Annotated in this window: 12 protein-coding genes and 1 pseudogene; 9 read left to right on the top strand and 4 right to left on the bottom strand. The window is 55.7% G+C overall.

Going from position 1 to position 10,906, the window contains the following annotated elements; translation table 11 throughout:
• The first annotated feature begins 27 nt into the window (after nt 1–27).
• Nucleotides 28–84, top strand: a complete 57-nt coding sequence (ysgD, locus tag AX755_RS25760; protein WP_212743980.1) for a YsgD/CorL family protein — start codon at nt 28–30, stop codon at nt 82–84.
• 151 nt (nt 85–235) lie between these two features.
• Nucleotides 236–1,186 (top strand): magnesium/cobalt transporter CorA, encoded by a 951-nt coding sequence (gene corA, locus AX755_RS09290; RefSeq protein WP_008501540.1) that lies wholly within the window; start codon nt 236–238, stop codon nt 1,184–1,186.
• Nucleotides 1,187–1,257: 71 nt separating this feature from the next.
• Here the strand turns inward: corA and rarD are convergent, their stop codons facing one another.
• On the bottom strand, nt 1,258–2,154 hold the full coding sequence (gene rarD, locus AX755_RS09285) for an EamA family transporter RarD (RefSeq protein WP_029883129.1): 897 nt from the start codon (nt 2,152–2,154) through the stop codon (nt 1,258–1,260).
• Between the two features lie 51 nt (nt 2,155–2,205).
• On the bottom strand, nt 2,206–2,673 hold the full coding sequence (gene yigI / locus AX755_RS09280) for an acyl-CoA thioesterase YigI (RefSeq protein WP_013099253.1): 468 nt from the start codon (nt 2,671–2,673) through the stop codon (nt 2,206–2,208).
• A 162-nt stretch (nt 2,674–2,835) separates the two neighbouring features.
• On the opposite strand from yigI, the gene pldA reads away from it, so the two are divergent.
• The 3 genes from pldA to rhtC all read left to right on the top strand — a co-directional run bounded on the left by pldA (nt 2,836) and on the right by rhtC (nt 6,307).
• A complete protein-coding gene (pldA, locus tag AX755_RS09275) occupies nt 2,836–3,705 on the top strand; it encodes a phospholipase A (protein ID WP_013099252.1) in 870 nt (289 codons plus the stop codon).
• A gap of 90 nt (nt 3,706–3,795) precedes the next feature.
• Nucleotides 3,796–5,625, top strand: a complete 1,830-nt coding sequence (gene recQ, locus AX755_RS09270) for an ATP-dependent DNA helicase RecQ (RefSeq protein WP_029883130.1) — start codon at nt 3,796–3,798, stop codon at nt 5,623–5,625.
• 61 nt (nt 5,626–5,686) lie between these two features.
• Complete coding sequence (rhtC, locus tag AX755_RS09265) at nt 5,687–6,307, top strand: threonine export protein RhtC (RefSeq protein WP_014833703.1); 621 nt, start codon at nt 5,687–5,689, stop codon at nt 6,305–6,307.
• Here rhtC and rhtB read toward each other — a convergent pair.
• A pseudogene (rhtB, locus tag AX755_RS09260) lies at nt 6,304–6,924 on the bottom strand (homoserine/homoserine lactone efflux protein). The gene rhtC and the pseudogene rhtB overlap by 4 nt on opposite strands.
• A gap of 111 nt (nt 6,925–7,035) precedes the next feature.
• Here rhtB and pldB point away from each other — a divergent pair.
• The 3 genes from pldB to AX755_RS09245 all read left to right on the top strand — a co-directional run bounded on the left by pldB (nt 7,036) and on the right by AX755_RS09245 (nt 9,836).
• Nucleotides 7,036–8,028, top strand: a complete 993-nt coding sequence (gene pldB, locus AX755_RS09255) for a lysophospholipase L2 (protein ID WP_062856637.1) — start codon at nt 7,036–7,038, stop codon at nt 8,026–8,028.
• Nucleotides 8,029–8,053: 25 nt separating this feature from the next.
• On the top strand, nt 8,054–8,854 hold the full coding sequence (gene yigL / locus AX755_RS09250) for a sugar/pyridoxal phosphate phosphatase YigL (protein WP_013099247.1): 801 nt from the start codon (nt 8,054–8,056) through the stop codon (nt 8,852–8,854).
• A gap of 82 nt (nt 8,855–8,936) precedes the next feature.
• On the top strand, nt 8,937–9,836 hold the full coding sequence (locus AX755_RS09245) for a carboxylate/amino acid/amine transporter (RefSeq protein WP_062856636.1): 900 nt from the start codon (nt 8,937–8,939) through the stop codon (nt 9,834–9,836).
• Here AX755_RS09245 and metR read toward each other — a convergent pair.
• Nucleotides 9,724–10,677 (bottom strand): HTH-type transcriptional regulator MetR, encoded by a 954-nt coding sequence (gene metR / locus AX755_RS09240; protein ID WP_013099245.1) that lies wholly within the window; start codon nt 10,675–10,677, stop codon nt 9,724–9,726. The two genes, AX755_RS09245 and metR, sit on opposite strands and share 113 nt — an antisense overlap.
• A gap of 115 nt (nt 10,678–10,792) precedes the next feature.
• Here metR and AX755_RS25755 point away from each other — a divergent pair.
• On the top strand, nt 10,793–10,906 hold a 114-nt coding region (locus AX755_RS25755; protein ID WP_231883355.1), incomplete at its 3' end, for a hypothetical protein.

Here is a 10,906-nt window from a genome sequence, read left to right as displayed (position 1 = left end):
CACGATTACGCTAAGAGGACATTCGCCTTGGACACACCCAGTAGATACTGGCTCAATTCCCTGTCATCCAGGAACAACTCCTAAGGCTATCTCCTCTTGCTGATGGCCTTAGTGGTTGTCAGCGACCTGCATTATTCCCGTCGCGCTGAGTCAGGCTGTTTAATGGTCTGAAACCCAATTTGTTTCTGTGTGCCCACCGAACTGTCCGATATTTTTTGCATTGGGAGTCCCGGTCATGTTGAGCGCATTTCAACTCGAAAATAACCGACTGACTCGGCTTGAAGCCGAAGAGTCACAGCCCCTCATTGATGCCGTATGGGTGGATCTGGTCGAGCCGGACGACGATGAACGCCTGCGCGTACAATCTGAGCTGGGGCAGAGTCTGGCAACTCGCCCGGAACTGGAAGACATCGAAGCATCCGCACGTTTTTTTGAAGACGAAGACGGCCTGCACATTCACTCCTTCTTCTTCTTTGAAGATGCCGAAGACCACGCGGGAAACTCCACCGTGGCATTTACCATTCGCGACGGTCGCCTGTTTACCCTGCGCGAGCGCGAACTGCCGGCGTTTCGTCTCTATCGTATGCGCGCCCGCAGCCAGGCGATGGTGGACGGCAATGCTTACGAATTGCTGCTCGATCTGTTCGAAACCAAAATTGAGCAACTGGCGGATGAGATTGAAAACATCTACAGCGATCTGGAAAAACTGAGCCGCGTCATCATGGAAGGCCATCAGGGCGATGAATACGACGAAGCGCTCTCCACGCTGGCGGAGCTGGAAGATATCGGCTGGAAGGTGCGTCTGTGTCTGATGGATACCCAACGCGCGCTGAACTTCCTGGTGCGCAAGGCGCGTCTGCCGGGCGGCCAACTGGAACAGGCGCGTGAGATCCTGCGCGATATCGAATCCCTGCTGCCGCACAACGAATCACTGTTCCAGAAGGTCAACTTCCTGATGCAGGCGGCGATGGGCTTTATCAACATCGAGCAGAACCGCATTATCAAGATCTTCTCGGTGGTATCCGTGGTGTTCCTGCCGCCGACGCTGGTGGCATCCAGCTATGGGATGAACTTTGAGTTTATGCCAGAGCTGAAGTGGAGTTTCGGCTATCCGGGGGCGATTATCTTTATGATCCTCGCCGGGCTGGCGCCGTATCTCTATTTCAAGCGTCGCAACTGGCTGTAAAAATCTGGCGGGTGGCGCTGTGCTTACCCGCCCTACGATCGAACTCCCTCTCCCACCGGGAGAGGGGAAAATCACAGCCCTTTACGCACCCGGCGCTGGGTATAAATCGCGTCAGCGACAAAAATCGCCAGTGCCACCCAGATAAACGCGAACGTCACCATCTTATCCGCACCCGGCACTTCGCCGTAGAACACCACCGCCAGCAGGAACATCAGCGTCGGGCCGATGTACTGGAAAAAGCCCAGCGTGGACAGACGCAGGCGCGTTGCCGCACCGGTAAAGCAGAGCAGTGGGATGGTCGTCACCACGCCTGCGGCCATCAGCATTACATTCAGGGACCACGGGTTGCTGCCCATGTGGCTGGTCGGGCTGTCGGCAATGCCGAACAGATAGATAGCGGCCACCGGCAACAGCCACAGGGTTTCAAACAGCATGCCGGTTTGCGCTTCCACGGCAATCTTCTTACGCACCAGCCCGTAGAACGCAAAGCTGAACGCCAGCCCCAGCGCAATAACAGGCAGTGAACCGAAGGTCCACAGCTGAACCAGCACGCCGCAGAAGGCGAGGATCACCGCCAGCCACTGCATCCGGCGGAAGCGCTCGCCGAGGAAAATCATCCCCAGCACAATATTCACCAGCGGGTTAATAAAGTAGCCCAGACTCGCTTCGAGCATGTGATGGTTATTCACCGCCCAGATAAACAGCAGCCAGTTTCCGCCAATCAGTACTGCCGAGAGTGCCAGCAGGAAGATCTTCTTCGGGGTTTGTAGCAGCGTTTTGACGCCAGACCACTGACGACTAACGCTCATCAGCGCGATCATGAAGAAGAAGGACCAGATGACGCGGTGAGTGAGGATCTCATCAGCCGGTACGTAAGCGATAAATTTAAAGTAGGCGGGTGCGACACCCCAAATAAAATAAGCGGCAAGGGCGAGTAACACGCCCTGCCGCGTCTGTTTAGCATCCATCGGGAAAATCCGTGACAAAAAAGTGAATTAACTTTACCCGATTTTTCAACTTCAACCCACCATATAAGTGGCGGTTGCGCTGGCGATATAAAGTTGTTCTTCGTTATGCAGTTCAACACGCGCCACGGCAACCTTATTACCCGCACGGAGCAGGCTGCTGCTGCAGGTGAAGCGGTTTCCGCGCCCGGGACGCAGATAATCGACGCGTAAATCGATGGTACCCATGCGGGATAAGCGCTGACGCAGCTCGTCTTCGTTGATGGTGTCATGGCGGGTCAGGGTGCTGCCAACACATACCAGCCCTGCAGCCACGTCCAGCGCGGAGGCAATCACCCCGCCATGTAAAATGCTCTGTGCCCAGTTGCCTACCATCATCGGCTGGTTGTTAAAACTGAGCTGTGCAAAGTCTTTTTCGTAACGCTCCAGCTCCAGTCCCAGCGCACGGTTAAACGGCATATGGTAAACAAAAATCTCGCCCACGAGTTTTAACGCTTCTTCGGCGGTTAGCATGGCTGACATGAGACATCACATCCTTAATGTTAATAAAATGTTGATTTTATGCCCGGACAGGCAAGAATGCCACTTTCAGAAACGAGGATGCAGCAGTTGCTGCAGAAGTCTGTAGAATGTGCGCCATATAACGATTCAGATCATTTAACATTTTGCAGGAGAACACCACCGATGCGGACGTATCTGGCAGGGTTACTGGCAGCGGTTGCGCTGCCCCTCACAGCCTATGCGCAGGAAGCGACAGTCAAAGAGGTGCATGATACGCCAGCAGTTCGCGGTAGCATTATCGCTAACCTGCTGCAGGAGCATGATAATCCCTTCACGCTCTACCCGTACGACACCAACTATGTGCTCTATACCTGGACCAGCGATCTCAACAAAGAGGCGATTCGCTCTTATGACTGGGCTGAGAATGCGCGCAAAGATGAGGTGAAATATCAGCTCAGCCTCGCGTTTCCGTTCTGGCGCGGCATTCTGGGGCCGAATTCGGTTCTCGGTGCATCTTATACCCAGAAATCCTGGTGGCAGCTTTCCAACAGCGGTGAATCTTCACCGTTCCGTGAAACCAACTATGAGCCCCAGCTGTTCCTGGGGTTCGCCACGGATTATGAGTTTGCAGGCTGGACATTGCGTGACGTTGAAGTGGGCTTCAACCATGACTCCAACGGCCGTTCCGATCCAACCTCACGTAGCTGGAACCGCGCCTATACGCGCCTGATGGCGCAAAACGGTAATATGATGGTGGAAGTGAAGCCGTGGTACGTGGTGGGCAGCACCGATGACAACCCGGATATCACCAAATATATGGGCTACTATCAGCTCAGGATTGGCTATCAGCTGGGTGATGCGGTGCTGAGTGCCAGGGGCCAGTACAACTGGAACACCGGTTACGGCGGCGCAGAAGTGGGCTTAAGCTACCCGATGACCAAACACGTGCGTATCTATACGCAGGTCTACAGCGGTTACGGCGAGTCGCTCATCGATTACAACTTCAATCAGACCCGCGTGGGTGTCGGCGTGATGCTGAACGATATTTTCTAAGACGCTCGAATGTTTTTGCGTTAAACGTTGAAGTTTCTCTCTCAGGCGCTGAAAATAGCGCCTGTTTCATTTCTGGCATATGGGGTTAACGTGGCGCAGGCGGAAGTATTGAATCAGGAGTCGCTGGCTAAACAGGTTTTGCATGAAACCTTTGGCTACCAGCAATTCCGTCCTGGCCAGGAAACCATCATTGAAACCGTGCTGGAAGGCCGTGATTGCCTGGTGGTAATGCCGACCGGTGGCGGTAAATCGCTCTGCTATCAGGTGCCCGCGCTGGTACTTAATGGCCTGACGGTCGTGGTATCGCCGCTGATTTCTCTGATGAAAGACCAGGTTGACCAGCTGCTCGCCAACGGCGTGGCGGCGGCCTGTCTTAACTCCACGCAAACCCGCGAGCAGCAGCAAGAGGTGATGGCCGGTTGCCGTACCGGACAGGTTCGCTTGCTGTATATCGCACCAGAACGTCTGATGCTGGATAACTTCCTCGACCATCTGGCGCACTGGAATCCCGTTCTGCTGGCCGTTGATGAAGCGCACTGTATCTCGCAGTGGGGCCACGATTTCCGCCCGGAATATGCGGCACTTGGTCAGCTGCGTCAGCGCTTCCCGGAACTGCCGTTTATGGCGCTGACCGCCACGGCAGATGACACCACGCGGCTGGATATCGTCCGCCTGCTGGGGCTGAACGACCCGCTGATCCAGGTCAGCAGCTTCGACCGCCCGAACATCCGCTATATGCTGATGGAAAAATTTAAGCCGCTGGATCAGCTTCTGCGCTATGTGCAGGAGCAGCGCGGCAAGTCAGGCATCATCTACTGCAACAGCCGCGCAAAGGTGGAAGACACCGCTGCGCGTCTGCAAAACCGCGGCTTTAGCGCGGCGGCCTATCATGCCGGGTTAGAAAACCACATCCGCGCCGACGTGCAGGAAAAATTCCAGCGTGATGACCTGCAGATTGTGGTGGCGACGGTGGCATTCGGCATGGGCATTAACAAGCCCAACGTCCGCTTTGTGGTGCACTTCGACATTCCGCGAAATATCGAATCCTACTACCAGGAAACCGGCCGCGCCGGCCGTGATGGTCTGCCTGCGGAAGCGATGCTGTTTTACGATCCGGCCGATATGGCGTGGCTGCGCCGCTGCCTTGAAGAGAAACCTCAGGGACAGCTGCAGGATATCGAGCGTCACAAACTCAACGCCATGGGCGCGTTTGCGGAAGCGCAGACCTGCCGCCGTCTGGTGCTGCTCAACTACTTTGGTGAAGGGCGTCAGGAGCCGTGCGGCAACTGCGATATCTGTCTCGACCCGCCAAAGCAGTACGATGGCCTGATGGACGCGCGTAAGGCGCTTTCGACCATTTACCGTGTTAATCAGCGCTTCGGGATGGGCTACGTGGTGGAAGTGCTGCGCGGCGCCAATAACCAGCGTATCCGCGACATGGGCCACGATAAGCTGCCTGTCTACGGTATTGGCAAAGACCAGAGCCACGAGCATTGGGTCAGCATTATTCGTCAGTTGATTCACCTCGGTTTTGCCACACAGAACATTGCCCAGCACTCCGCGCTTCAGCTCACCGAAGCCGCGCGCCCGGTGCTGCGTGGGGATGTTGAACTCAAGCTCGCCGTGCCGCGCGTAGTTGCCCTGAAACCGCGGGTGATGCAGAAATCCTACGGCGGCAACTACGACCGCAAGCTGTTTGCCAAACTGCGCAAGCTGCGTAAAGCGATTGCCGATGAAGAGAACATTCCGCCATATGTGGTCTTCAACGACGCGACGCTGATCGAGATGGCCGAGCAGATGCCGCTCAGCGCCAGCGAAATGCTCAGCGTCAACGGCGTGGGCACGCGCAAGCTGGAGCGCTTTGGTAAAGAATTCATGGCGCTCATCCGTTCACATGTCGATGGTGATGATGAGGAGTAGTCAGCCGCGCAAAAAAGTGCCAGGATGATGACTCACTGAATTATTTCCCCGCGAGCGAATTATGTTAATGCTATTTCTTACCGTGGCGTTGGTGCACATTGTTGCGCTGATGAGCCCGGGCCCTGACTTTTTCTTCGTGTCACAAACCGCCGTCAGCCGCTCCCGCAAAGAAGCCATGATGGGGGTGTTGGGTATTACTATGGGGGTTATGGTCTGGGCGGCCGTGGCGCTGCTTGGCCTGAACCTGATCCTGGCGAAGATGGCGTGGCTGCATAACATCATCATGGTTGGTGGCGGTCTGTACCTGTGCTGGATGGGCTACCAGATGCTGCGCGGGGCGCTGAAGAAAGAAGAGAAAAAACCGCAAGAGCCAAAAGTTGAGCTGGCAACGGGCGGCCGTAGCTTTGTGAAAGGGCTGCTGACCAACCTGGCGAACCCGAAAGCGATTATCTATTTCGGTTCCGTCTTCTCCCTGTTCGTGGGCGACAGCGTGGGGGCGGGTGCACGCTGGGGTATCTTCCTGCTGATCGTGGTTGAGACGTTTGCGTGGTTCACCGTTGTTGCCAGCCTGTTTGCCTTACCGGCGATGCGCCGTGGCTATCAGCGCATCGCGAAATGGATTGACGGCTTCGCCGGCGCGCTGTTCGCCGGCTTTGGTATCCATCTTATTATCTCTCGCTAAGCATGACGCGCTGACGCAAGCAGCGCGCCAACCAGCATAAACAGCGAACCAAACACTTTGTTCAGGGCCTTCATTTGCTTAGGCCCTTTAATCCATGCTGCAATCCGCTGCGCCAGCGTCGCGTAGCCAATCATCACAATAATATCGACAACAATGGTGGTCACGCCCAGGACTACGTACTGCATGACCTGCGGCTGATGCGGGACGATAAACTGCGGGAACAGGGCAGCCAGAAAAACGATGCTTTTTGGGTTGGTCAGATTCACAAACACCGCCCGCTTAAACAGGCGACCGCGCGTTTGCGTCCGGGCAAGAGTGTTGAGGTCAATTGAGCCTGCTGCGCGCCATTGCTGAATGCCGAGCCAAATCAGATATGCCGCACCGGCCCATTTCAGCACTTCAAATGCCAGCACCGAGCGGGAGAAGAGCGTCCCTAAACCCACGCCCACCAGCACAATGTGAATCCCCAGTCCGGTTTACAAACCGGCAATGGATGCTGCCGCCCCGCGATAACCGTGGTTAATGGAGGTTGTCATGGTATTAATTGCCCCCGAACCCGGTGACAGGCTGAGGATGATGGATGTCAGCAGGTAAGCGAACCACCACTCGAAGGTCATTTGAAACTCCCGAATCGTCTGTTTTTATGCCACAATACGCTATTGTTGAGTCATTTTGTGACCAGTTACGAAAAAAACGATATTCCCTGAATGACGGGGGGTGGAAACCCGATGTTGCAGCAGAAAAAGGACTGGGAAACACGAGAAAACGCATTTGCTGCTTTCTCCATGGGGCCGCTGACCGATTTCTGGCGTCAGCGTGAGGAAGATGAGTTTACGGGCGTCGGGAATATCCCGGTGCGCTTTGTTCGTTTCCGTGATGAAAAAAATGACCGGGTGATTGTGGTCTGCCCCGGGCGTATCGAAAGCTACATAAAATATGCCGAGCTGGCGTACGACCTGTTCCATCTGGGTTTTGACGTGTTAATTATCGACCATCGCGGGCAGGGGCTTTCTGGTCGAATGTTGCCAGATACCCATCGCGGCCATGTAGATAACTTCAGTGATTATGTCGACGATCTTGCCGCCTTCTGGCAGCAGGAAGTGCAGCCCGGCCCGTGGCGTAAGCGCTATATTCTTGCGCACTCCATGGGCGGCGCGATCTCTACGCTCTTTTTGCAGCGCTACGATCACCAGTGCGATGCCATTGCGCTGACCGCGCCGATGTATGGCATTGTGATACGTTTTCCGGACTGGATGGTGCGCCATCTTCTCGACTGGGCTGAGGGCCATCAGCGCATTCGTGAAGGCTACGCCATCGGAACAGGGCGCTGGCGGGCTTTGCCGTTTGCCCTCAACGTCTTAACCCATAGCCGTCAGCGTTATCGCCGCAACCTGCGCTTCTATGCCGATGAGCCTCGCTTGCGCGTTGGCGGCCCCACCTGGCACTGGGTGCGGGAGGGGATACATGCAGGGGAGCAGGTTCTGGCGGGTGTTAGTGATGATGACACGCCGACACTCCTGATTCAGGCTGAAGAAGAGCGTGTGGTGGATAACCGCATGCATGACCGTTTTTGTGAACTGCGCGCTGCCGCCGGTCACCCTTGTGAAGGGGGTAAACCGCTGGTCATCAACGGCGCGTACCATGAGATCCTTTTTGAAAAGGACGCTATGCGCTCAGTCGCGCTTAACGCCATCGTCGAGTTTTTCGACCGGCATAACTGATTTTCTATTGAGGTTAAATTTTCCTATGTACCAGGTTGTTGCATCTGATTTAGATGGCACGCTGCTTTCCCCCGACCACACCCTGTCGCCGTACGCGAAAGAGACCTTAAAGCTGCTGACTGCCCGTGGCGTGCACTTTGTGTTTGCCACCGGGCGCCACCACGTGGATGTGGGGCAGATCCGCGATAATCTTGAGATTAAATCGTACATGATCACCTCCAACGGTGCGCGCGTTCACGACACCGATGGCAATCTGATCTTTACCCACAACCTGGATCGCGATATTGCCGCCGATCTGTTCGGTGTGGTGCACAATAATCCGGCTATCGTCACGAACGTTTACCGCGACGATGACTGGTTCATGAACCGCCACCGTCCGGAAGAGATGCGCTTCTTCAAAGAAGCGGTGTTTAACTACTCCCTGTATGAGCCAGGTCTGCTCGAGCCGGAAGGGATCAGCAAAGTCTTCTTTACCTGCGAAAGTCACGAAGAACTGCTGCCGCTGGAGCAGGCGATCAACGCCCGCTGGGGCGATCGCGTCAACGTAAGTTTCTCCACGCTGACCTGCCTGGAAGTGATGGCGGGTGGCGTTTCCAAGGGGCACGCTCTGGAAGCGGTGGCCAAACGCATGGGCTTTGAGCTGAAAGACTGTATCGCCTTTGGTGATGGCATGAACGATGCTGAGATGCTCTCGATGGCGGGTAAAGGCTGCATCATGCAGAACGCGCACCAGCGCCTGAAAGACCTGCACCCGGAGCTGGAAGTGATCGGCACCAACGCAGACAATGCGGTACCAAAATATCTGCGCAAGCTGTTCCTTGAATAATCTTCATTTGGTTGTTTATTGCTCAGTTGTCAACTAAAGAGTTCGCTACAATGCCTCTCCTTCTTTCTGAGAGACAAGCATTGTGGCGCTACTCATTATCACCACTATCCTGTGGGCCTTCTCCTTTAGTCTGATTGGCGAATACCTTGCCGGATCGGTCGACAGCTATTTCTCGGTGCTGATGCGCGTGGGGCTGGCGGCACTGGTGTTCCTGCCCTTTTTGCGTACGCGCGGACAATCCCTGCAAACCGTTTTGCTGTATATGCTGGTGGGGGCGATGCAGCTCGGCATCATGTATCTGTTTAGCTTTCGGGCGTATATCTACTTGTCCGTCTCGGAGTTCCTGCTCTTTACGGTGCTGACGCCGCTCTATATCACGCTGATTTACGACCTGCTCAGCAGGCGTCGTCTGCGTTGGGGCTATCTGTTGAGCGCAGCGCTGGCGGTGATTGGCGCGGCGATTATTCGCTACGATAAAGTGAGCGATCACTTCTGGACCGGCCTGATGTTCGTGCAGTTAGCAAACATCAGCTTCGCTATTGGTATGGTGGGCTACAAGCGCCTGATGGAAACCCGCCCGATGCCGCAGCACAACGCGTTTGCCTGGTTCTATATGGGGGCGGCGGTGGTCGCGGTCGCGGCCTGGTTTATTCTGGGTAACCCGCAAAAATTACCTACCACCACCGTGCAGTGGGGCATTCTGGTCTGGCTGGGCGTGGTGGCCTCGGGGCTGGGGTACTTCATGTGGAACTACGGCGCAACTCAGGTAGACGCCGGTACGCTGGGTATCATGAACAACGTGCACGTGCCCGCGGGGCTACTGGTAAACCTTGCTATCTGGCAGCAACAGCCCCACTGGCCGAGTTTCCTTATTGGGGGAGCGGTGATCCTGGCTTCGCTGTGGGTACATCGCCGTTGGGTCGCTCCGCGCTCCGCACAAACGGAAGATGGTCGCACGCGTGGTTCCGCGTTGAGCGAATAAACGCTTCCGTGATCGGCTGACGCTGCTCGCCATCGCGCACGGCGGCGTACAGCCGGCTCCACAGTCCTTCTCCCAGGGTTTTGGTGACCACCAGGCCCTGGCGTTCAAAACTCTCTACCACCCAGTGCGGCAGCGCCGCGATGCCCATTCTGGCGGCAACCATCTGAATCAACAGCAACGTATTATCCACGCTTTTCAGCTGTGGGCTGATGCCCGCCGGCTGCAGGAAATGGCGCCAGATATCCAGGCGACTGCGCTGCACCGGGTATATCAGCAGCGTTTCAGTCGCCAGGTCTTCCGGGGTAATACGCGTCTTGCTGGCCAGCGGATGATCCGGTGCCAGCACCAGACGCACCTCATAATCGAACATTGGCGAATAATGCAGGCCGCTACGCGGCAGAATGTCTGACGTCATCACCAGATCCAGCTCGCCCTGCTGGAGTGACGGCTGCGGGTCAAACGTCACGCCGGAGGTAAAGTCCATTTCTACCTGCGGCCACTTCTGGCGGAAGTTCTCAAGCGCGGGGGTCAGCCACTGAATACAGCTGTGGCACTCAATGGCGATACGCAATTTAGTTTGCTGCGGCTCATTGCAGGACTGAAGCGCGCTGGCAATTTGCGGCAGCACCTGATTTGCCAGCTGCAGGAGGATCTCGCCCTGGGGGGTAAAGCGCAGCGGCTGGCTCTTACGCACAAAAAGACGAAAGCCGAGACGTTGTTCCAGATCGCTGAACTGGTGAGAAAGGGCGGACTGAGTCTGGTGCAGTGAGGCCGCCGCCGCCGCGAGAGAACCGCAGTTTCGCAACGCTTGTAGCGTTTTCAGGTGTTTTATCTCGATCATGAAAGTCCTTCACTTCGCCATGAACATTTTGCGCTTGAGGAATATACAGTACCTGCCAATTATAGATGTGTAAACATCTGGACGTCTAAATAACGAATTTCACAAGGGGCATGACATGACAATCCGCAATCACACTCTCGGTTTCCCTCGCGTTGGCCTGCGTCGCGAGCTAAAAAAAGCACAAGAAAGCTACTGGGCAGGAAACACCACGCGTGAAGAGCTGCTGGCA

The sequence above is a fragment of the Enterobacter sp. SENG-6 genome, from assembly GCF_001605945.1.
GTDB classification, from domain to species: domain Bacteria; phylum Pseudomonadota; class Gammaproteobacteria; order Enterobacterales; family Enterobacteriaceae; genus Enterobacter; species Enterobacter cloacae.
This window is presented reverse-complemented; position numbering and strand designations above follow the sequence as displayed.

Bases quoted from the DNA above. Each gene is read 5' to 3' on its own strand.
- corA (WP_008501540.1), top strand. From the start codon at position 236: ATGTTGAGCGCATTTCAACTCGAAAATAACCGACTGACTCGGCTTGAA.
- rarD (WP_029883129.1), bottom strand. From the start codon at position 2,154: ATGGATGCTAAACAGACGCGGCAGGGCGTGTTACTCGCCCTTGCCGCT.
- yigI (WP_013099253.1), bottom strand. From the start codon at position 2,673: ATGTCAGCCATGCTAACCGCCGAAGAAGCGTTAAAACTCGTGGGCGAG.
- pldA (WP_013099252.1), top strand. From the start codon at position 2,836: ATGCGGACGTATCTGGCAGGGTTACTGGCAGCGGTTGCGCTGCCCCTC.
- rhtC (WP_014833703.1), top strand. From the start codon at position 5,687: ATGTTAATGCTATTTCTTACCGTGGCGTTGGTGCACATTGTTGCGCTG.
- pldB (WP_062856637.1), top strand. From the start codon at position 7,036: ATGTTGCAGCAGAAAAAGGACTGGGAAACACGAGAAAACGCATTTGCT.
- yigL (WP_013099247.1), top strand. From the start codon at position 8,054: ATGTACCAGGTTGTTGCATCTGATTTAGATGGCACGCTGCTTTCCCCC.
- metR (WP_013099245.1), bottom strand. From the start codon at position 10,677: ATGATCGAGATAAAACACCTGAAAACGCTACAAGCGTTGCGAAACTGC.